Source organism: Cellulosimicrobium sp. 4261 (assembly GCF_040546915.1).
Taxonomy (GTDB): domain Bacteria; phylum Actinomycetota; class Actinomycetes; order Actinomycetales; family Cellulomonadaceae; genus Cellulosimicrobium; species Cellulosimicrobium cinnabarinum.
The window spans coordinates 56,995-77,823 of the sequence record NZ_JBEPOQ010000017.1 but is presented as its reverse complement, the minus strand read 5'-3'; the positions used below and the strand labels follow the sequence as shown (position 1 = coordinate 77,823).

Annotated in this window: 26 protein-coding genes; all 26 read left to right on the top strand. The window is 74.4% G+C overall.

The window, feature by feature from the left end; translation table 11 throughout:
* A partial coding sequence (locus tag ABIE39_RS16845; RefSeq protein ID WP_354052693.1) for a flagellin occupies positions 1–621 on the top strand: 621 nt, incomplete at its 5' end.
* A 111-nt stretch (positions 622–732) separates the two neighbouring features.
* Entirely contained in the window at positions 733–2,109 is a 1,377-nt protein-coding gene (gene fliD, locus ABIE39_RS16840; RefSeq protein ID WP_186810327.1) for a flagellar filament capping protein FliD, read from the top strand.
* A gap of 26 nt (positions 2,110–2,135) precedes the next feature.
* Complete coding sequence (fliS, locus tag ABIE39_RS16835; RefSeq protein WP_074808613.1) at positions 2,136–2,558, top strand: flagellar export chaperone FliS; 423 nt, start codon at positions 2,136–2,138, stop codon at positions 2,556–2,558.
* Between the two features lie 4 nt (positions 2,559–2,562).
* Positions 2,563–2,865 (top strand): hypothetical protein, encoded by a 303-nt coding sequence (locus tag ABIE39_RS16830; protein WP_108049154.1) that lies wholly within the window; start codon positions 2,563–2,565, stop codon positions 2,863–2,865.
* Between the two features lie 228 nt (positions 2,866–3,093).
* On the top strand, positions 3,094–3,438 hold the full coding sequence (locus ABIE39_RS16825) for a flagellar basal body rod protein FlgB (protein WP_074808619.1): 345 nt from the start codon (positions 3,094–3,096) through the stop codon (positions 3,436–3,438).
* Position 3,439: 1 nt separating this feature from the next.
* A complete protein-coding gene (locus tag ABIE39_RS16820; protein ID WP_175007688.1) occupies positions 3,440–3,832 on the top strand; it encodes a flagellar basal body rod C-terminal domain-containing protein in 393 nt (130 codons plus the stop codon).
* A gap of 5 nt (positions 3,833–3,837) precedes the next feature.
* Positions 3,838–4,167, top strand: coding sequence for a flagellar hook-basal body complex protein FliE (gene fliE, locus ABIE39_RS16815; RefSeq protein ID WP_175007689.1), 330 nt, complete (start codon positions 3,838–3,840; stop codon positions 4,165–4,167).
* Positions 4,168–4,169: 2 nt separating this feature from the next.
* Entirely contained in the window at positions 4,170–5,798 is a 1,629-nt protein-coding gene (fliF, locus tag ABIE39_RS16810) for a flagellar basal-body MS-ring/collar protein FliF (RefSeq protein WP_074808626.1), read from the top strand.
* A complete protein-coding gene (gene fliG / locus ABIE39_RS16805) occupies positions 5,795–6,916 on the top strand; it encodes a flagellar motor switch protein FliG (protein ID WP_255436967.1) in 1,122 nt (373 codons plus the stop codon). Before fliF ends, fliG begins: the two co-directional genes overlap by 4 nt.
* Positions 6,906–7,544, top strand: a complete 639-nt coding sequence (locus tag ABIE39_RS16800; protein ID WP_354052690.1) for a FliH/SctL family protein — start codon at positions 6,906–6,908, stop codon at positions 7,542–7,544. The genes fliG and ABIE39_RS16800 overlap by 11 nt, the downstream gene beginning before the upstream one ends.
* A 95-nt stretch (positions 7,545–7,639) precedes the next feature.
* Positions 7,640–8,923 carry a FliI/YscN family ATPase gene (locus ABIE39_RS16795; RefSeq protein WP_354052697.1) on the top strand — a complete coding sequence of 428 codons (1,284 nt, stop codon included), beginning with the start codon at positions 7,640–7,642 and terminating at the stop codon, positions 8,921–8,923.
* Positions 8,923–9,357, top strand: coding sequence for a flagellar FliJ family protein (locus ABIE39_RS16790; protein WP_175007693.1), 435 nt, complete (start codon positions 8,923–8,925; stop codon positions 9,355–9,357). The genes ABIE39_RS16795 and ABIE39_RS16790 overlap by 1 nt, the downstream gene beginning before the upstream one ends.
* A 2-nt stretch (positions 9,358–9,359) precedes the next feature.
* Entirely contained in the window at positions 9,360–10,079 is a 720-nt protein-coding gene (locus ABIE39_RS16785; RefSeq protein ID WP_175007799.1) for an NlpC/P60 family protein, read from the top strand.
* Positions 10,080–10,090: 11 nt separating this feature from the next.
* Entirely contained in the window at positions 10,091–11,593 is a 1,503-nt protein-coding gene (locus tag ABIE39_RS16780) for a flagellar hook-length control protein FliK (protein ID WP_354052688.1), read from the top strand.
* Positions 11,594–11,606: 13 nt separating this feature from the next.
* Positions 11,607–12,095 carry a flagellar hook capping FlgD N-terminal domain-containing protein gene (locus ABIE39_RS16775; RefSeq protein WP_074808642.1) on the top strand — a complete coding sequence of 163 codons (489 nt, stop codon included), beginning with the start codon at positions 11,607–11,609 and terminating at the stop codon, positions 12,093–12,095.
* Between the two features lie 15 nt (positions 12,096–12,110).
* Positions 12,111–13,292, top strand: a complete 1,182-nt coding sequence (locus tag ABIE39_RS16770) for a flagellar hook protein FlgE (protein ID WP_108049143.1) — start codon at positions 12,111–12,113, stop codon at positions 13,290–13,292.
* Positions 13,293–13,449: 157 nt separating this feature from the next.
* Positions 13,450–13,761, top strand: a complete 312-nt coding sequence (locus tag ABIE39_RS16765; RefSeq protein WP_074808648.1) for a flagellar FlbD family protein — start codon at positions 13,450–13,452, stop codon at positions 13,759–13,761.
* 3 nt (positions 13,762–13,764) lie between these two features.
* Positions 13,765–14,538, top strand: a complete 774-nt coding sequence (locus ABIE39_RS16760) for a motility protein A (protein ID WP_074808651.1) — start codon at positions 13,765–13,767, stop codon at positions 14,536–14,538.
* Complete coding sequence (locus tag ABIE39_RS16755) at positions 14,538–15,434, top strand: OmpA/MotB family protein (protein WP_209829917.1); 897 nt, start codon at positions 14,538–14,540, stop codon at positions 15,432–15,434. The genes ABIE39_RS16760 and ABIE39_RS16755 overlap by 1 nt, the downstream gene beginning before the upstream one ends.
* Positions 15,435–15,500: 66 nt before the next feature.
* Positions 15,501–16,400, top strand: a complete 900-nt coding sequence (locus tag ABIE39_RS16750) for a FliM/FliN family flagellar motor switch protein (protein ID WP_175007696.1) — start codon at positions 15,501–15,503, stop codon at positions 16,398–16,400.
* Positions 16,401–16,403: 3 nt separating this feature from the next.
* The gene (gene fliN, locus ABIE39_RS16745) at positions 16,404–17,108 is read left to right on the top strand and encodes a flagellar motor switch protein FliN (RefSeq protein ID WP_175007697.1); all 705 of its coding nucleotides are present in this window, start codon (positions 16,404–16,406) and stop codon (positions 17,106–17,108) included.
* A gap of 5 nt (positions 17,109–17,113) precedes the next feature.
* Positions 17,114–17,734, top strand: a complete 621-nt coding sequence (locus ABIE39_RS16740; protein ID WP_209829919.1) for a FliO/MopB family protein — start codon at positions 17,114–17,116, stop codon at positions 17,732–17,734.
* Positions 17,731–18,573 (top strand): flagellar type III secretion system pore protein FliP, encoded by an 843-nt coding sequence (fliP, locus tag ABIE39_RS16735; RefSeq protein ID WP_074808666.1) that lies wholly within the window; start codon positions 17,731–17,733, stop codon positions 18,571–18,573. Before ABIE39_RS16740 ends, fliP begins: the two co-directional genes overlap by 4 nt.
* A 2-nt stretch (positions 18,574–18,575) precedes the next feature.
* Positions 18,576–18,851 carry a flagellar biosynthesis protein FliQ gene (gene fliQ, locus ABIE39_RS16730; protein WP_021482560.1) on the top strand — a complete coding sequence of 92 codons (276 nt, stop codon included), beginning with the start codon at positions 18,576–18,578 and terminating at the stop codon, positions 18,849–18,851.
* A 6-nt stretch (positions 18,852–18,857) separates the two neighbouring features.
* On the top strand, positions 18,858–19,610 hold the full coding sequence (locus ABIE39_RS16725) for a flagellar biosynthetic protein FliR (protein ID WP_074808668.1): 753 nt from the start codon (positions 18,858–18,860) through the stop codon (positions 19,608–19,610).
* The gene (locus ABIE39_RS16720) at positions 19,610–20,743 is read left to right on the top strand and encodes an EscU/YscU/HrcU family type III secretion system export apparatus switch protein (RefSeq protein ID WP_354052683.1); all 1,134 of its coding nucleotides are present in this window, start codon (positions 19,610–19,612) and stop codon (positions 20,741–20,743) included. The genes ABIE39_RS16725 and ABIE39_RS16720 overlap by 1 nt, the downstream gene beginning before the upstream one ends.
* Positions 20,744–20,829 lie beyond the last annotated feature (86 nt).

Below are 20,829 nucleotides of genomic sequence, written 5' to 3'. Positions count from 1 at the left end.
GAAGGTGCGCTCGGCGAGGCGCAGTCGATCCTGCAGCGCATGCGTGACCTGTCGGTGCAGGCCGTGAACGACACGAACAACGCCGACGCGCGCACCGCCATCAAGTCGGAGCTCGACGAGCTCGCGGACGAGCTCGACCGGATCGTCGACTCGACGAACTTCAACGGGATCGACCTGCTCAAGTCGACCGCGACGGACCTCACGGTCCAGGTCGGCGCCGAGGGCACCGGCGACGGCAACACCATCACGATCGACCTCACCACCAACGACCTCCAGACGGTCATCGAGGCCGGCGTGTACAACACCGCGGGCGGCAGCTCCCTCACGGTGAACACGGCGGCGAACGCGCAGGCCGCGATCGAGACGATCGACACCGCGCTCAAGGCCGTGTCGACGGCGCGTTCGGGCCTGGGTGCGACGCAGAACCGCCTGGAGTACGCGATCTCCAACATCAACGTCGCCACGGAGAACCTCACCTCCGCGGAGTCGCGCATCCGCGACGTCGACATGGCCAAGGAGATGATGAACTACTCGCGCACCAACATCCTGTCCCAGGCCGGCACCGCGATGCTCGCCCAGGCGAACCAGGCCAGCTCCGGGGTGCTCCAGCTCCTCGGCTGACCCTGACGACCACCCGGCGGGCGGCCTGGACCGCCCTCCGCGCCGTCCGCCGGGTCCTCTTCCTCCCTCGTCCCCAGCAAGCCTCACGTCCCGCACCCGGAGGTGATCCGCGTGGGCATCTCCTTCACCGGGCTGTCGAGCGGTCTCAACACCGCAGACCTCGTCAAGCAGCTCATCGCCGTCGAGTCGATCCCGCAGCAGCAGCTCCAGGCCAAGGCCAAGACCGAGCGCTCCGAGATCAGCGCGCTCCAGGACCTCAACACGCGCGTCGCCGCGCTCGCGAAGCTCGCCAAGGAGCTCACCGCCGGCGACGCGCTCGCGCTCTTCACCGCGAAGGGGTCGTCCGACGCGGTGTCGGTCGCCGCCCGCGCGGGCGCCGCCCCGGGGAGCGTCGACGTCGTCGTCGACGCCGTCGCCACGGCGCAGAAGTCGGTCACCGCGACCCTCGCGACGGCTCCCACCACGCGCTTCACCCTCACCGACGCGGCGGGTGAGCGCACCGAGCTGACCGCGGCCTCCACGTCGCTCGACGACGTCGTCACGGCGATCAACCGTGCCGACGCGGGCGTCACCGCGGTCAAGGTCGCCGCGGGCACCGACGCCGCGACGGGGGAGAAGCTCTACCGCCTCCAGCTCACGGGCACGGCGACCGGTGCGTCGGGCGCCTTCTCGTTCCACGCCGGGACCGCCGCCGAGGTGGACGCCGGCACCGCGACGAACCTGCTCGCGGCTCCCGGCGCGGCCACCGTCACGGCGGCCGCCGACTCCGTGGTGCGCCTCTGGGCCGGCACGGCCGCCGAGCAGACCGTCACCTCGGCGTCGACCACGTTCACCGACCTCCTGCCCGGCGTCGACGTCACCGTCTCGAAGGCGTCCGCCGACCCCGTGACCGTCACCGTCGGCGAGGACCCCGAGGCGCGCGCGAACAAGGTCCGGAGCCTCGTCGACGCCGTGAGCGCGATCCTCGCGCGCATCGGGACGCAGACCAAGGTGACCATCGGGTCCGACGGCTCGACCTCCGGCGCGACGCTCGCCGGCGAGTCCATCGTGCGCAACGCCCGCCAGTCGCTGCTCGGCGCCGTCACGGACCCGGTGGACGGGGCGTCGCTGTCGTCGATCGGCATCGAGATCACGCGCTACGGCGAGGTCACCTTCGACGCCGAGAAGCTCTCGGAGGCCCTCGCCGCCGACCCCGACCGGACGATGAGCACGTTCACGCAGGTCGCGACGCGGGTCCAGAAGACCGCCGACATGCTGTCCGACAAGTACGACGGCCTCCTGACGACGTCCGTGAAGAACCGCGAGACCCAGGTCACCCGCCTGGACGACCAGATCGCCCGGTGGGACCAGCGGCTCGAGCAGCGCTTCAAGCGCCTCACCGCGCAGTACACCGTCATGGAGGTCCAGCTCGCCAAGCTCGACTCGCAGCAGCAGTGGCTGACGGGCCAGCTCGCGACCCTCATGCCCTCCTCGTCCTCGAAGCGCTGAGCCGCACCTCCCGCGAAGGAACCGCCGTGACCCACCTCGCCCGGAGCGCCTACGGGCGCGACGCCATCCTCACCGCGTCCCCCGCGCGCCTGCTGACCCTGCTCTACGACCGGCTCGTCCTCGACCTGCGCCGGGCCGAGGCCGCGCAGGGCGAGGAGCGGTGGACCGCCGCGTCCGAGCAGCTCCTGCACGCTCAGGCGATCGTGGCCGAGCTCATGGGCTCGCTCGACACGACGGTCTGGGACGGCGCCGACGACCTCATGGCTCTCTACGTCTACGTGCACGAGGCGCTGGTCGCCGCGAACGTCCACCGCGACATCGGGCGCACGCACGAGGTCCTCGAGATCGTCGTGCCGCTCCAGGAGACGTGGCGTCAGGCCGCCGAGGTGCTGCCCGCCGGGCACGGGAGCGCCGCGGCGCACGGCGGCGGAGCGACCGGTGTCGCCTGACCGCGTGGGCGCGCTCACGGCCTGGACCCGTGCCCTCGACGAGCTCGACGCGATGGCGTCGGTCGCCGGCGAGCACGCCGGTGAGACGGCCGTCGCCCACCTGGCCGCGTGGACGCCTCCGACCGGGCTGGGGCGGCTCCCGGCCGAGCTCGTGGACCGCGCGCTCGAGGTCCTGGTCCGGCAGGCCGACGTGGTGGACCGCCTGCACGCCGCCCTCGTGGCGAACCGGCGGCACTCCCGTGCCCTGACGTGCGTGCCGCGCGCGCACGACTCGACCGCTGCGGCGTACCTCGACGTGAGCGCCTGACCCTCGCGACACCCCGGCCCGGCGGCGCTCCCGGGCACGTGCGGCTCACGCGACGCGACCCTGCATAGGGGTCGGGTGAGCACACGACCACTTGCGCAGCACGCGTCCTCGCGGCGCGGGCACGACGCGCGGCGGCCCCACGGTCGTCGGCAGCTCAGGGTGAGCACGGACCGCTCCCCCCGCAGGCCATCGGACGGCCGACACCGACGACGTGGGGACCTCGCGACCATGTTCGACTCCGTCACCTCCGTAGCGCTCCAGAGCGCGCTGAACGGGCTGTCCGCCCGCCAGGGCGCCATCGCCGAGAACGTCGCCAACATCAACACCCCGGGCTACACCGCGAAGCGGGTGCAGTTCGAGGAGGCGCTGGCGGCCTCCGTCGCCGACGGCGACGCGCGGCGCACCGCCTTCACCGTCGACCGGTCCGTCGAGCCGACCCGGCTCGACGGCTCGAACGTCAACCTCGACACCGAGACCGTCTCGAACGTCGACACCGTCCTGCGCTACCAGTTCGCGACCCAGGCCGTCGGCGGCGAGGCCGCCGCCCTGCGCGCGGCGATGCGGACGGCCTGACATGACCTTCGACGCTCTCGGCATCGCCGGCACGGGTCTCTCGCTGCACCGCAAGTGGCTCGACGCGGTCTCCGACAACCTCGCCAACGTCAACACCGTCACGTCGACCGACGACGCGGCGTTCCGGGCCCGCTACGTCCTCGCCACCGAGGGCGGCGAGAAGAACCCGGGCGCGTACGTCGCGGGCGCGGCGTGGGGGAGCGCGGAGGGGCGGCTCACGTACGAGCCGGACCACCCGCTCGCGGACGAGGACGGCTACGTGCGCTACCCGGACATCGACATGTCCGAGCAGATGGGGAGCCTCATCCTCGCCCAGCGCGGCTACCAGGCGAACGCCGCCGTGATCGACCGCGCGAAGACGGCCTACGAAGCAGCACTGCAGATCGGGAAGTGATCCTCATGCCCATCCCCTCCGTCGAGGCCACGACCGGCACCGGGTACCTCTCCGGTGTCGAGAGCCTCTCCACCCTCGCCCCCGCCGGGGCCGGGTCGACCGGCGCCGCGGGCGCGAGCGCCTTCGCCGAGGTGCTCGGCGGCGCGGTCGACGGCACGCAGCAGCTCCAGGGTGCCGCGAACGAGCTGACGATCGCCGCCGTGACGGGTGAGCTCGAGAACGTCCACGAGGCGACGATCGCCTCCACCCGTGCCCAGACGACCCTCGAGCTCGTCGCCGCCGTGCGCAACAAGGCGGTCGACGCGTTCAACGAGATCATGAGGATGCAGGCCTGACGATGCCCGAGAAGATCAGGTCGACGTTCGGCCGCGCGTTCGGCGCCGTCCGCGACTTCACCATCGCCCAGCGCACGCTCGCGCTGCTCGCCCTCGCGATCCTCGTGGTCGCGATCGTCGCGCTCGTGTCGTGGGCGTCACGCCCCTCCTACACGCCCCTGTTCTCCGGCATGTCGAGCGCGGACGCCGCCGCGATCGTCGACCAGCTCCGCTCGCAGGGCGTGCCCTACGAGCTGACCGACGGCGGCGGCACGGTGCTCGTGCCCGAGGAGAAGGTCTACGAGCAGCGCCTCGCGGCCGCCACGGCCGGCCTGCCCGCCGACGAGTCGACGGGCGGCTACTCGCTGCTCGACGAGATGGGGGTCACGTCGAGCGAGTTCCAGCAGGACGTGACGTACAAGCGCGCGCTCGAGGGCGAGCTCGCGCGGACCCTCTCCGCGATGGACGGCGTCGAGACCGCGACCGTCCAGCTCGCGATCCCCGAGGAGACGGTCTTCGCGGCGGAGCAGGGCACCCCGACCGCGTCGGTCTTCGTCGCTCCCGCCCGGGGCCAGAAGCTCACGACCGAGCAGGTCGAGGCGATGGTCCACCTCGTCTCGGCGTCGATCGACGGCATGGCCCCGACCGACGTCGCGGTCGTCGACGCGCAGGGAGAGGTGCTGTCCGAGGTCGGCGTCGGCGCACGGTCGTCGGGCGAGCAGGCCGGGCAGTACGAGGAGAAGGTGTCCGGGCAGGTGCAGGCGATGCTCGACCGCGTCGTGGGTGCCGGGAACTCGACCGTCGCGGTGACCGCGCAGATGGACGTCGCGAGCTCCGAGCGTCTCGAGGAGACGTTCCGCACGCCGGAGGGCGGGCCCGTCCTCAACGAGTCCACCACGACCGAGGAGTACACCGGCGCGGGCGGTGGCGTCGCCGGGGTGCTGGGGCCGGACAACATCGCCGTCCCGGGCGGCGCCGGAGCGGACAGCAGCTACACGTCCGAGGACGCCACGCGCAACAACGCGATCGACAAGGTCACCGAGACCACGACGACGCCCGCCGGCGCGCTGACCCGGCAGGCCGTGTCGGTCGCGCTCGACGCCGAGGTGGCCCGGGGCATGGACACGGCCGCGATCACCGCGATGGTCTCCGCCGCCGCCGGCATCGACGCCGAGCGCGGTGACACCGTCGAGGTCGCGGTGCTGCCGTTCGACACGGGCGCCGCCGAGTCGGCCCAGGCCGCGCTCGCCGCAGCGGAGGAGGCGGCCGCCGCCGAGAGCCGGGCCCAGATGCTGCGCACCGCGGCGGTCGTCGCGGGGGTGCTCATCGCCCTGGTGATCGTGCTCGTGGCCGTGCGGCGCGCCCGTCGTCGCCGCGAGCGGCGCGAGACGGTCGACCTGGACGACCTCCGGATGACGACCCTGCACGAGCTCGACCGCGACGACGACCGCCCGGCGCTCCCGTCCGGCGGCGGTCAGGGCGAGCTCGAGCCCGTGCCGGAGCGCCCGGAGATCCAGCCGCCGACCCCGCGGTTCACGAGCCTCGACCAGCGTCGGGCCGAGATCGACGCGCTCGCGGCGACCGACCCCGACAAGACCGCCGAGTACCTGCGGGTGCTGCTCGCCGAGGACCGGGCGGGGGCGCAGCGATGAGCGTCACGACGGCACCGCCCGAGACGGCGCCCGCGGGCACCGGCGCCGCCGGCCTGGCGGCCGCCCTCGACCCCGCCGCCGCGGCGCTCGCGACCGAGTCCGCGCGGAAGGTCGCCGCGATGAGCGGGGTGCAGAAGGTCGCCCTGGTGCTCATGCAGCTGAGCCAGGAGCGGGCGGCGACGGTCCTGTCGCTGCTCTCCGAGGACGAGGCCTCCGAGGTCGCCGCGGAGATCATGCGCACCCAGGTGGTGGACGAGGACCTGGCCGTCGCGGCCCTCGACGAGTTCTACGACATGGCGCTGTCCGGCACCCCGCGCCCGCGCGGGGGCAAGGACTTCGCCGTCGGGCTGCTCGAGGCGTCGATGGGCGCCGACCGGGCGGCCGACGTCGTCGAGCGCCTCGTCGCGAGCATGCAGGGCAAGGCCTTCGAGTACCTCGACGGGACCGAGCCGGGGCAGATCGTGTCCCTGCTCGACGGCGAGCACCCGCAGACCGTCGCGCTCGTCCTCGCGCACCTCAGCTCGGGCGTCGCGTCCGCGGTGCTCGCCAAGCTGGCCGACGACTACCGCACCGACGTCGCGCAGGCGCTCGCGACCATGGGCACCGCGTCCCCCGACGCCGTGAAGCTCGTGTCGGAGCAGTTCCGCACCCGCATGGGCGCGAGCATCACCCCGCGCCAGCCGGTCGAGATCCTCGGCGGCGTCCAGCCGCTCGTCGACATCATCAACCGCTCCGACGGCGCCACCGAGAAGGCGGTCCTCGAAGGGCTCGAGGCCCGGGACCCGCAGCTCGCCGAGGAGGTGCGCTCGCGCATGCTGACGTTCGAGGACATCGCCTCGTTCGAGGCACGCGACGTGCAGATCATCCTGCGGGGCGTCGAGATGTCGGTGCTCGCGCTCGCCATGAAGGGCACGACCGCCAAGGTCGTCGAGACGATCACGAAGAACATCTCCGAGCGCAACCGGGCGCTGCTGGAGGAGGAGGTCGCGGGCCTGGGCGGGGTGCGCATCAGCCAGGTCGAGGAGGCGCGCGCGGAGATCGTCCGCGTCGTCCGCAACCTCGAGGCCGACGAGAAGATCACCATCCACCGCACGGACGGGGACGAGCTTGTCTACTGACGCGTACTTCGTGCCGCAGGCCGTGCCGGTCCTGCGCAGCGACCGGGTCGCGGAGGTCGAGGCGGCGGCGTCGGCCCGCGGGTACGCCGCCGGCTACGCGGCCGGGGCCCGCGCGGCCCGGGAGGAGGCGGAGCGACTGCGCGCCGCGCTCGAGGCGGACCACGCGCGCCGCACCGCCGAGCGCGACGAGCGCACCGCGCGCGCGGTCGCCGTCCTGCGCGAGGCGGCCCGGGCCCTCGGCGAGCGGACGGTCCCCGTCGTCGCCGCGGCGCAGGACGCCACGGTCCGGGGCGCGCTCGACCTCGCGGAGTCGGTCCTCGGGTACGAGCTCACCGACCGGCCGGGGGCCGCCCGCGCGGCCCTCGCGCGCGCGACGGCGGTCGTCGACGGCGCGGTCGTCGCCGTCCGGCTGCACCCCGACGACGTGAGCCTGCTGACCGAGGCCGGGGCCGGCGACGTCCGCCTCGTGGCGGACGCGTCGCTCGACCGCGGCGACGCCGTCGCGGACCTCGAGCACGGCTTCCTCGACGCGCGCGTCCGGGCCGCCGTCGACCGCGCCCGAGCCGAGCTCGCGCTGCTGGACGTCGGGCCCGAGGCGGGCCACGGCGCGTCCGGAGGGCCGTCGTGAGCGCCCCCGTCGGCTCGGCCGCGCCGGGCACCCGGGCGGGGGTCGACGCGTCGCCGTCGCTCCACCGCCCTCCGGCGCTCGACGCCCTCCTCGGCGTGGCCCGCCCCGAGCGGGTCGGCGTCGTGACGTCGGCCGTCGGCCTGAGCCTCGAGGTCGCGGGACTGAGCTGCGGCATCGGTGACCTCGTCCACGTCGGCGACGGGCCGCACCGGCTCGACGCGGAGGTCGTCGCCACCGCCGAGGGGAGGGCCCGCTGCATGCCGCTCGGCCGGCTGTCCGGGGTCCGCGCGGGCGACCCGGTGCGCACGCGCGGCACCGGTGTCCTCGTGCCGACCGGGCGCGGGCTGTTCGGCCGCGTGGTCGACGCGCTGGGCCGGCCCGTGGACGGGCGGGGCCCGCTCGCGCGCGGGCCCCGCGTGCCCGTGGACGCGGACGCGCCCGCCGCGATGGAGCGGGCCCGCATCGACACGCCGCTCCAGACCGGGGTGCGGGTCCTCGACACGCTCACGACGCTCGGCCGAGGGCAGCGCATCGGGCTGTTCGCCGGCTCGGGCGTCGGCAAGTCCTCGCTGCTGTCGATGGTCGCTCGCGGGACCGACGCCGAGGTGTCGGTCATCGCGCTCGTCGGCGAGCGCGGGCGCGAGGTGCGCGAGTTCCTCGAGGACGACCTGGGCCCCGAGGGGCTGGCCCGGTCGGTCGTCGTCGTCGCGACCTCCGACGAGCCCGCGATGATGCGCAAGCGCGCGGCGTTCACGGCGACGCGGATCGCCGAGTCGTTCCGGGAGGCCGGGTCGCACGTCGTGCTCATGATGGACTCCCTCACGCGCGTGTCCATGGCCCAGCGCGAGATCGGGCTGTCCGTGGGGGAGCCCCCCGCGACGCGCGGCTACCCGCCGTCGACGTTCTCCCTCATGGGGAACCTGCTCGAGCGGGCGGGCACCGCGGCGACGGGCTCCGTCACCGGGATCTACACCGTCCTGGTCGACGGCGACGACCACAACGAGCCGATCGCCGACCAGGCGCGCTCGATCCTCGACGGGCACGTGGTGCTCGACCGGTCCATCGCCGTGTCGGGCCACTACCCGGCGGTCGACGCGCTCGCGTCGGTCTCGCGCGTCGCGTCGCGCGTGACGACGCCCGAGCAGAGGTCCGTCGCCCTGACGCTGCGCCGCGTCCTCGCGGCGCGCCGTAAGGCGCAGGACATCCTCGACATCGGGGCGTACAAGAAGGGCACCGACCCCCTCGTCGACGCGAGCCTCGAGCACCAGGGGGCGATCGACGCCTTCCTGCAGCAGGTCATGACGGACAGGACGCCGGCCGAGGAGTCGTGGGCTCGCCTCACGCGGCTCACCCAGGTGCTGGCCGGAGCGGAGGACTGATGGCGGGGAAGTTCCGGCTCGCGGGCGTGCTGCGCCTGCGTCGCCTCGAGGAGGACGGCGCCAAGGCGGCGCTCGCGGGAGCGCACGCGGACCTCGCGCGCACCGTGGAGGAGGCGGGCGGTCTCGCCGCCTACCTCGACGCGTCGCCCGAGCGCCCGACGACCAGCGCGGCGCTGTCCGGGCTCGCGGCCTCGCGCGCCGCGGCGAGCGCGCTGTTCTCCGTGCTCGAGTCCGAGGAGCGCGTGCGCGCGCACGCCGTGGACGAGGCGCGCGCCGATCTCGCGCGCGCCCGAGCCGCGTCGCTGGGCCTCGAGAAGCTCCAGGAGCGGCACGACGCCGAGACGGCCCGGGCGGAGGGGCGCGCCGACCAGGCTGCGCTCGACGAGATCGCCTCGACCGCGCTGCGCACGACGCGAGGGACGACGACGCCGTGAGCATGCCCCAGGCCCTCGCCCGCGTGGGCGAGATCCGCACCGAGATCGCCTCGCTGCGGGAACCCGCGACCGCGCCTGACCGGTCCGCGGCGTCGTCGACGAGCGCGACCGACTTCGCGTCCGCGCTCTCGGCGCTGTCCGGGCTCGTGACGCCGTCGGGCGCGACGGGCACGGGCGGGTCGGACGTCGTCGGACGCCTGCTCGGCGCGTTGTCCGGCCCGGCGGGCGCCGACGTGCTCGCGCGCAGCGCGCTCTTCGGGTCGGGAGCGGCGACGAGCGCCTCCACCGGGCTCGCGGCCGCCGTCGTGCCCGCGGCTCCCGCGGTTCCTGCGGCCCCCGCCGACCCCGCGACCGCGCCGGGCGGCGACGCGGGACGGGCGGTCGTCGAGACGGCCCGCCAGTACCTCGGCGTGCCGTACGTGTGGGGCGGCGAGAGCCTCGGCGAGGGCGGGCTCGACTGCTCGGGCCTCGTCCAGCTCGTGTACTCCGCGCACGGCGTCGACCTGCCCCGCGTCGCGCGCGACCAGATGCGCCAGGGGACCGAGGTCGGCTCGCTCGCCGAGGCGCGCCCCGGGGACCTCGTGGTGCAGCGCGGCGGCAAGCACATCGGCATCTACATGGGCGACGGGCAGATGATCCACGCGCCCAAGCCCGGCCGCACCGTCGAGGTCACGGACGTCACCGACGCCTCCGTGACCACCATCCGCCGCGTGATCGGCTGAGGAGGACCACGATGACCCTGACCACGACGGCCCTGGTCGCGGCTCCCGCGCCGGCCGCGCCGACGCGTCCCCGGGCTGCGTCGGGCGGGTCGGCCGACGCGTTCGGCCGTACCTTCGACGCGGCGCTCGGCGAAGCGGCCCGCGACCGGCAGGAGTCCGCCCGGGCGGACGCTCCCGGGGGCAGCCCAGCGGACCGGGCGTCCGACGACGGCACCCCCGCCGCCGGGACCTCGACCACCGGGCCGTCGGCCGCCGAGAGCCCGACCACCGGGACCTCGGGCGACGACGTCCCTGCGGAGGGCACCGCCGCCGGGGACGACGCACCCGCCGGGCAGCCCGTGCCACCGGTTCTCCCGGGCCTGGTACGTCCCGACGCGCCGCCCACCGGGCTCGACGTCGCGCTCACCGGCGTCGCTGCGGCGGACGGCGCGGCGCCTGCCGCAGCCCCGGATGCCGCGGTCGTCGAGGTCGGCGACACGCACGCCCCGACCCGTGGCGCGTCGACGGCCGACGCCGTGGCCGTCCCGGACGGGACCGCGTCCGCCCCGGTCACGACCGACCGACCGGGCGCGCCGGGCGCGGTCCCGGCGGCCGGTACGGGCGCGGTGGCGACGCCGACCGGTGCGCCGTGGTCGTCCGTCGCGACGGCGTCGGCGGACGCGCCGCGCCCGATGACGGTGCCCGTCGCGACATGGGCGAGCGGTGGCGACGGGGAGGCCGTCGGGACCGCCGGACCCCTGTCGACCGCCGGGCCGGGGGCAGGGCTCGCCACGAGCGCCGCGCCGGGTCCCGTGCCGGGGGCCACCACGCCGGGTGCGCCCGTCGCTCCCGAGGGGACGGACCTCGTCGGCGCGCCCGCACCGGGGGAGGCGGACGGCGTGGCGGCCCCGACCTCGACCGCCGTGGAGGGCGCAGCCCCGGCGCCGGACGCCGCACCCCGGGCCGCGGCGGAGGTCGTCGTCACCGCTCCCGTCCCGGCCCCGGCCGCACCGGTCGCCGTCGGCGCGCCCGGGGCCACCGCCCCGGCGACGGCCTCGCACCCGGCGCAGCCGCTGCACGCCCAGGTCGTCGGGCCCGTCGTCGCGCTCGCCGAGGCGGGCGACGGCGACCACGTGCTCACCCTCTCCGTGACGCCCGAGAACCTCGGGCCCGTGACGGTCCGCGCGCACGTCGCGGGCGGTGACCTGCGCATCGAGCTCTACGCGCCGCACGACACCGGCCGCGAGGCGCTGCGCGCGATCGTGGCCGACCTGCGGCGCGACCTCGCGGGCATCGCGGGCGGGGCGTCGTCGGTCACCGTCGCGGACGCGGGAGCACCGGGCGCGGCCGTGGACGGTCGGGACGGCCGCGGTGCCACCGCGGACGGCTCCGGCTCGCGCCGCGACCCGCAGGACCCCGGCGCGCACGACCGCGGACCGGCCCACCCGCACCGAGGGGCCACCGACCCCGACCCCGAGCCGACAGTCATCGGCAGGACGTACGGCGCCGCCCGGCGCCTCGACGTCCTCGTCTGAGGAGAGGAACCCCGTGCCCGTCGAACCCGTGAGCGCGCCGGTGCCGGCATCGATGTATGCCACGAAGAACACGCGCGCGCCCAAGCAGGAGTACGACAGCGAGCTCTTCCTCGAGCTGCTCGTGACCCAGCTGCGCAACCAGGACCCGTCCAGCTCCATGGACACCGGCGAGATCGTCTCGCAGACGACGTCGCTCGCCATGATGGAGGCGCTCACCCGGATGAGCGGTCTCGTCGAGGAGTCGTTCGCGCTCCAGATGCGCCAGTCGGCCGCCGACCTCCTGGGCAACCAGGTCTCCTACCTCGACGCCGACGGCGTCGAGCACACGGGCATCGCGACCGCGGTGTCGTACCACGACGCGGTACCCACCGTGACGATCGGCGGGGTGACGGTCGAGCTCGACCACGTCTCCGCCGTCACCTCCTCGGTCAGCACGGATGCCACCGGGACCCCGGCAGCCACGGACGGCGCCACCGACGACCACGGCAGCTCCGCCGCCTGACCCGAAAGGACTCTCGTGCTCCGCTCCCTCAACACCGGAATCTCCGGCCTGCGCGCCCACCAGAACATGCTGGACGTCACGGGCAACAACATCGCGAACGTCAACACGACGGGCTTCAAGGCGTCGCGCACCCAGTTCCAGGACACGCTCTCCCAGCTCGTCGCGGCGGGCGTCGCGCCGGACCAGCAGGTCGGCGGCGCGAACCCCGCGCAGATCGGCCTCGGCGTCACGACGGCGGCCATCACGACGCAGTTCACGCAGGGCGCCGCCCAGACGACGGGCGTCCCGACCGACCTCATGATCGACGGCGACGGGTTCTTCGTCGTCGAGCGGGGCGGCCAGGCGTACTACACGCGCAACGGCGGGTTCACGTTCGACGGCGCCGGCCGCCTCGTCAACGCGAGCGGCGACCTCGTCCAGGGCTGGACCGCCACCGACGGCGTGGTGAACACGAGCAGCCCGCTCGGGAACCTCACGATCCCCGTCGGGGACGTCATCCCGCCCCGCGCGACCACGGGCGTGACGTTCGGGGGCAACCTGCCCTCCGACGCCGCCGACGGCACGGAGCTCGTGCGCGACGTCGAGGTCTTCGACGCGGCGGGCCGGGCGAGCAAGCTCTCGCTCGTCTTCACGGCCGCCGCCGGCGGCTGGTCCGTGAGCGCCCGCGACGGCGCGACCGGCGCCACGCTCGCGGGCCCGCAGGCCCTCACGTTCACGGGGGGTGCCCTGACCGGTGGCGGGTCCCTCGCCGTCGGCGGGGTGACGGTCGGACTCGACGCGCTCACCTCGTACGCGGGGCTGTCGAACGTCGCCGTGGCGAGCAAGGACGGCGGGGCGGCCGGGTCGCTCACGTCGTACTCGATCTCCGGCGACGGCTCGATCGTCGGCCGCTACTCGAACGGCCGGACCGAGGTCCTCGGTCAGGTCGCGCTCGCGACGTTCACCAACGCCGGCGGGCTCGAGAAGGCGGGCGACTCGCTCTTCTCCGCGACGCAGTACTCGGGCGAGCTGCTCGTCGGTGCCGCCGGCGACCCGGGCCTCGGCTCGATCACGGCGGGCGCCCTCGAGATGTCGAACGTCGACCTCTCGCAGGAGTTCACCAACCTCATCGTGTCCCAGCGCGGGTTCCAGGCGAACTCGCGCGTGATCACGACGTCCGACGAGGTGCTCACCGAGCTCGTCAACCTCAAGCGCTGACCCGGGCGCGGGCGGTGCGGTGCCCCCGGGCCGACCGGGAGGCACCGCACCGGCACCGCCACCGGCACCGCGTCGCGCCGTCCCGCCTCGTGTCCCGCACCTCCGTCCCGATCCCGTCCGCACCTGACCCGGACCCGTCCCAGCCGAAGGGGGAACCGTGATCGTCCTCACGCGCTTCAGCTCCGAGCGCATCGCGATCAACGCGGACCTGGTGGCCCGCGTGGAGACCAACCCGGACACGCGCGTGACGCTCATCGACGGCTCGCGCTACATCGTCACCGAGCCCATGGAGGTCGTGATCCGCCTCGTCGAGGAGCACAAGGCGCGCGTGCTCGCGCTCGCGCGCTCCCTGCCCACCGCCGTCGAGCGCGCCCCGCTCGAGGTCGTCCGGTCCGCACCCGACGACGCCCCCGCCCCCGGCGACCGCCCGGTCGCCCTCGCCCCCCTGCCCGACCCGAGGACGAAGTAGGCCATGGACCCCGCAACCATCATCGGCATCCTCGTCGCGTTCGGCTCGCTCGTCGCGATGGTGTACCTCGAGGGGTCGCAGATCACGTCGATCCTGCTCCCGGCACCGATCATCCTCGTCTTCGGGGCGAGCATCTTCGCCGCCGTCGCGTCGGGGACGCTCAAGGACTCGGTCCGGGCCTTCAAGACGCTGCCGCGCGCGTTCACGGGCAAGGCGCCCCGCCCCGCCGAGGCCATCGAGGAGGTCGTCCGGGCCGCGGAGATCGTCCAGAACGAGGGCGGTCTGCTCGCCCTCGAGGCCGAGTCCCAGAAGACGGACGACCCGTTCCAGCGCAGCGCGCTGCAGTCGCTCGCCGACGGCTCGGACGCCGAGCAGCTGCGCACCCTCCTCGAGGAGCGGATCGAGACCAAGGCCCGCGAGGACGCCGTCGCGTACGACTTCTTCAACGCGATCGGCGGCTACGCCCCCACGATCGGCATCGTCGGCACCGTCGTCTCGCTGACCCACGTGCTGGAGAACCTGTCCGAGCCCGAGAAGCTCGGGCACATGATCGCCGCGGCGTTCATCGCGACCCTGTGGGGCATCCTCTCCGCCAACTTCATCTGGCTGCCCATCGGTGCCAAGCTCAAGCGCCTGTCGGACCTCGAGCTCGAGCGGCTCCACGTCCTCCTCGAGGGCTACATGTCGATCCAGGCGGGCTCGCGCGCGCGCGTCATCGACGAGCGGCTCAAGACGATGGTCCCCGAGTGGTCGTTGCCCGAGGACAAGGCCGCCTGATGGCGCGGCGACGCAGGGGCGGCCACGGCGGCGGCGGCGGTGGTGGCGGCGGGCACGACACGGGCGGCTCCGGCCGCTGGATGGTGTCGTACATGGACATGGTGACCGTCCTCATGTGCCTGTTCATCGTCCTGTTCGCCATCAGCTCGGTCGACCAGGGCAAGTACCAGGAGCTCAAGTCCTCGCTCGCGGAGGGCTTCGGCAACGTGGAGGACGCCGCGGTCGTCGAGGAGGTCGTCGAGAACCCGGCGGAGGAGCCGGTCGACGTCGAGACCGACCTCGAGCGCGCGCTCCAGGAGGTGTCGGACCTCGCGGCGCTGCGCGACACGATGGCGCGGGACCTCGCCGCGCAGGGGCGGTCCGACACGGTGCGGTTCGACATCGACGAGCGCGGGCTCACGGTCCGGCTCGTGTCCGCGGACACGTTCTTCTCGCCGGGGAGCGCGGAGCTCACGCAGGAGGCGCGCGGGGTGCTCGACGTCGTGGGGCCGACGCTCGCGCCGACCGCGCACGAGATCCGCATCGAGGGCAACGCCGACTACACCTCGACCGTGACGTCGGTCTTCCCGTCGAACTGGGAGCTCTCGGCGTCGCGCGCCACGGCCGTGCTGCGCCACCTCGTCGAGCAGGACGGCCTGGCCGAGCACCGGATCGCCGCGGTGGGCTTCGGCTCGGCGCGGCCCCTCGCCGAGGGCACGAGCCCCGAGGCGCTCGCGATGAACCGGCGCGTCGACATCATGGTGCTCTCCTCCGCGCCGGAGGCCGTGCGCGCGCTCATCCCGCAGGTGCTCGCGGGGCAGCTCACCGCGGCGGACGTCCCGGCCGCGGAGGCGGACGCGCGGGCTCTCGCGCGGGCCGGCGAGACGGCGGGAGAGGCGGCCGCTCCGGGGGAGTGAGGCGGTCCGTCGAGCCTGAGCGCCGTCGCGCAGGCTCGTGTCGTGCGTGCCCGCATAGGAGCGGTCGTGAGCACGACGACAACCGACCGGGTCCCGCAGCCCGCCCCGAGCCGCAAGGTCGAGGTCTACGACTTCCGCCGACCGACCACGCTCGTCCGCGAGCACCACCGCATCCTCGAGATGGCGTTCGAGAGCTTCGCGCGCCAGTGGGGCACGCAGCTCACGGCCCGCGTGCGGGTCGTCAGCCAGGTCGGCCTCGCCGCGGTCGCGATGCGCACCTACGACGACTACGTCGCCGAGCTGCCCGTGACGACGACGTTCGTCGTGTGCGAGCTCGACGGGATCGGCCCGCGCGCCGTCCTGCAGTTCCCGCACACGGACGCCCTCACGTGGATCGCCCACATGCTCGGCGCCGGACCGACCATCCCGGTGGTCGACCGCAAGTTCACCGACGTCGAGCGCACGCTCGTCACGTCGCTGCTCACCGAGACCCTGCGCGACCTGCGCCACTCGATGGGCCGCCTGCTCGAGAGCCCTCTGCGGATCTCGTCGATCCAGCACAACTCGCAGTTCGCCCAGGCCGCCCCCACCGCCGAGCTCATGATCGTCGCCGAGCTCGACCTCCGCGTCGGGGAGCGCGCGTGCCGGGCCACCCTCGCCGTGCCGTCGGTCGCGCTCCTCCCGCACCTCGGCGAGGCCAACCCGGCGGACGACCCCGCCGACGCGACCCGGCGCACGCGCCAGCACGTCGCCCGCTCCCTCGTCGACGTCACCGTCGAGCTGTCCGCCGCGACCATGACCCCGGCCGAGGTGCTGGACCTCGCGGTCGGCGACGTCGTGCGCGTCCCGCACACCCAGTCCCGCCCGCTCGACGTCATCGTCGACGGCCACGTCATGGCCCGCGGCGCCGTCGGCTCGTCCGGCTCCCGCCTCGCCTGCCGCATCGTCACCACCGAGGAGAACTGACCCATGAGCACCACCACCCCGGTCGAGCAGTCCGTCGTCGAGGCCGCGTCCGCCGCCGCCCACGCGCTCGTCGCGCTCGTCCCGACCAGCACCCCGCTGCGTGCGGCCCTGCGCGGCGGGGCGCCCGTCGGCCCGCAGGCCGCGCGGGCGGTCGTCGCGTCGTACGTGGGGGACTCCGGCTCCGACCTCGCGCTCGCCCTCATCGACCAGGACGCGCTCGCCGACGCCTCCCAGGAGGCGGCGCTCGACGTCACCGACGTCCTGCGTCCCGCGCTGGAGGCCGCGGGGGCGACCACCGGCGTCGGCGTGCTCGGGGAGGTGCGGGTCGCCGACGCGACCGCGCTCTTCGAGGACCCGGAGTCCGTCGTGTTCGAGCTCGCCACCGACGACGGCCCGACGGCGGGCTGGTTCGTCGTGCGGACGCGCCGCGCGCTGCAGGGTCTGCCCGACGAGGCCGTGACCGGCGCCCGGCTCGCGCGCATCTCCAACGTCGAGATGCGCCTCTCGGTGATCGTGGGCCGCACGCGCATGCCGGTGCGGGACGTGCTCAACCTCGAGCCGGGCGCCGTCGTCGAGCTCGACCGGTCCGCCGGGGCGCCGGCGGACGTGCAGCTCAACGGCCGCACGATCGCCAAGGGCGAGGTCGTCGTCGTCGACGGCGGCGACTACGGGGTGCGCATCACCAAGATCCTCGACGCGGACGACTGACCGGCATGGACGTCACCACCGTCCTGCGCGTCGCCTTCTCGCTGGCGGTCGTGCTCGGGCTCCTGTGGGTCTCGTACCGGGTCGCGAGCAAGACCTCGCGCTCCGCGCCGCGCGGACGCCACGAGCAGCTGACCGTGGTCGCCCGCCAGGGGCTGTCGCAGAAGAGCGCCGCGGTCCTGCTCGAGGCCGGGGGCCGCCGGTACCTGCTCGGCGTGACGGAGTCGTCCGTGACCGTCATCGACGGCCCGTCCCCGGTGCCGTCCGCCGCCCCGCCCGCGCCCGGCACCACCGCGGACGCGACTTCCGCCGTCGTCCCGACCACGGACGCGGCGCCCGCGGACGCCCCGACCTCGGCCGAGCCCTCGTTCGACGACGCCGTCACCGCGGCCCGCCTGTGGCTCGCGCAGCCGCCCGCGAACGGGGACGCCCCGGCGTGGGACGGCGAGCCCGGCTCCGTGCCCGCCCTCGCGCCCGCCACCGCGCCCCCGGACGTCCCGGGACCCCTGGCGGGGACCACCACGACCGTCGTCGTCCCGCACCCCGCGCCGACGAGCGCCCTGCGCACGTTCCTCGCGCCCGACACGTGGCGCAAGGCCGCGCGCGTCGTCCGAGGAGGTGCCCGGTGACACGCGCTCTCCCGTCGCGCCGCACGCTGCGCGTCGCGGTGCTCGTCGGGGCGGTCCTGCTCCTCGTGGCGGTCGCGACCGTCCTGCTCGCGCCCCACGCGGGCGCGGCGGTCGTCGACCCGACCGACCCGGCACCGCCCACCCAGCCGCTCGACCCGCAGGACGGGGGGTCGACGCTCTCGGTGGAGATCAACGGGCCGAACGGCGAGCCGTCGTCGTCCCTCGTCACGCTGGTCGGCATCACGCTGCTGTCGCTCGCGCCGACGCTGCTGCTCATGATGACGTCGTTCACCAAGATCTTCGTCGTCCTCGCCCTGACCCGGAACGCGCTGGGCACCGCCACGGTGCCGCCCAACATGGTCCTCGCCGGGCTCGCGCTGTTCCTCTCGCTGTTCGTCATGTGGCCGGTGTTCGGAGAGATCAACGACGCCGCGGTGCAGCCCTACCTCGACGGCACCACGACCTTCAGCCAGGCGCTCGACGCGGGCGCCGTGCCGCTGCGCGAGTTCATGCTCGCCCACACGCGCGAGGAGGACCTCGCGCTCATGACGCGCGCCGCCGACCTCGAGAACCCGGCGACCCCCGTCGACGTCCCCCTCACGACGCTCGTCCCCGCGTTCGTCATCTCGGAGCTCCGCGCCGCGTTCATCATCGGGTTCGTCGTCTTCGTGCCGTTCCTCGTCATCGACCTCGTCGTCGCCGCGGCCCTCATGAGCATGGGCATGATGATGCTGCCGCCGACGATGATCTCGCTGCCGTTCAAGCTGCTGCTCTTCGTCCTCGTCGACGGGTGGGGTCTCATCACGACGTCGCTCATCGGCTCGTACGGGATGGGTTGACCGTGGAGACCGCCGCCGTCCTCGACGTCGCCACGCAGGCGCTCGTCCTCGCCGCCAAGCTCGCGGCCCCCGTGCTCGTCACGTCGCTCGTCGTGGGGCTCGCCATCTCGATCGTGCAGTCCGTCACGCAGATCCAGGAGATCACGCTCTCGTTCGTCCCCAAGGCGCTCGCGGTCGCCGTCGCGCTCGTCGTGTGCGGCAACTGGATGATCGGCGAGATGGTGACGTTCACGCACGAGATGTTCGACCTCATCCCGTCGCTGCTGAACGGGGGCTGACGTCCCGTGGAGCTCGAGATCGACCTCGCCTGGCTCCAGGCGACGATGCTCGCGGGCGTGCGCATGGCCGCGTTCATGACCATCGCGCCGCCGTTCTCGCACCACGCCATCCCGCGCCAGGTGCGCGCCATCCTCGCCGTCTCGCTCGGGCTCGTCGTCTCGGGGCGCGCCGCCCCCGGGTACGAGGCGACCGGCACCGCGACGTTCCTCGGGCACCTCGTCGCCGAGGCGGTCACGGGGGCGATGCTCGGGACCCTCGTCATGGTCGTCTTCTCGGCGATCACCGCCGCGGGCGCCCACCTCGACCTGTTCGGAGGGTTCTCGCTCGGCATGGCGTACGACCCCCAGACCAACGTCAACGGGTCGCAGTTCACGCGCCTCTTCGCGCTCCTCGCGGTCGTGCTCATGTTCGCGTCCGACGCGTACCAGCTGGTCGTGCTCGGCCTCGCCCGCTCGTACGACGCCGTCCCGGTGGGTGGCCTGGCCGGCGTCCCCGCGGCGTCGTTCGTCGAGGCCCTCACCGGCTCGTTCGTGGCGGGGCTGCAGATCGCCGGGCCGATCGTCGTCGTGCTCTTCCTGGCCGACGCCGGGCTCGGCCTGGTCAACCGGGTCGCTCCCGCGCTCAACGCGTTCGCGATGGGCTTCCCGCTGAAGATCTTCCTCACGCTCGCGCTCGTCGGGACCGTGCTCGTCGCGCTGCCGCACGTCGTGTCGGTGCTCACGGCCGAGGCCGTCGAGCGCATGGGCGGGGTGGGCTGATGGCCGACTCCACCGAGGAGAAGACCGAGCAGGCCTCCGACCGGAAGATGAAGGAGGTCCGGTCCAAGGGCCAGCTCGGCAAGTCGCAGGACCTCACCGCCTGGGTCGGGGTCGGGATCGCCGGCGCGGTGATCCCGCTGACCGTGAGCGCCGCGGCGCGGGCCGCGACCGACCAGGTGCTGTCGCTGCGCACCGTGATCGAGAACCCCGAGCCCGCGGTCGCGCTCGAGCTCGCGCAGGACGCGCTCGGCACCGTGGTGCCGACCATGCTGCCGCTCCTCGGGGCGATCGCCGTCGCCGTGCTGCTCGCGTCGGTCGCGCAGGGCGGCCTGCACCTGAAGCGGCTGCGCCCGGAGGCCGACCAGTTCAACCCGATGAGCGGGCTCAAGCGGATGTTCGGCGCGCAGGCGCTGTGGAACGGCGCCAAGGCCCTGCTCAAGACGACGGTCGTCGGCGTCGTGCTCTACGCGGTCGTCCAGTCGCTCATGCCGGTCCTCCTGGCCGCGGGCGGTCTGCCGATCGCGTCGCTGCTCGAGGCGGCGGGCTCCGGCGTGCGCTCGCTCCTGGTCTGGGCGACGGCGGCGGGCCTCACCCTCGCGCTGTTCGACCTGCTGGTGGTGGCACGGCGCAACCGCAAGAAGACGCGCATGACCAAGAAGGAGCTCAAGGACGAGCACAAGAGCACCGACGGCGACCCGCTCGTGAAGTCGCAGCGCCGGTCGATGGCGCGCTCGATGACGCGCAACCGCATGATCGCCGCCGTGGCCGACGCGGACGTCGTCGTCGTCAACCCGACCCACGTCGCGGTCGCCCTGCGGTACGAGCCGGGCCGCTCCGCGCCGCGCGTCGTCGCGAAGGGGGCCGACCACGTCGCCGCCCGCATCCGCGAGAAGGCCGAGGAGTCGCGGGTGCCGATGGTGCGCGACGTCCCGCTCGCGCGCGCCCTGCACCGGGCGTGCGACGTCGGGCAGGAGGTCCCCGTCGAGCTCTACATGGCCGTCGCGCGGGTCCTCGCGTTCGTCATGGCGCTCACGCGTCGCGGCGCGGCGGCCTCGTCGGTCCCGCACCGCATGGCCCGCCCGGCGATCGCGCCGGGCGAGTGGCCCGCCGCGGACGACGCGCAGGCCGCATGACCCGCCCCGGCCCACCGGTCGGCGCGCGCTGCGGTGGCGGCGACCTGCATAGGACCTCGCGTCAGCAGCCGCCGACGCCCCGGACC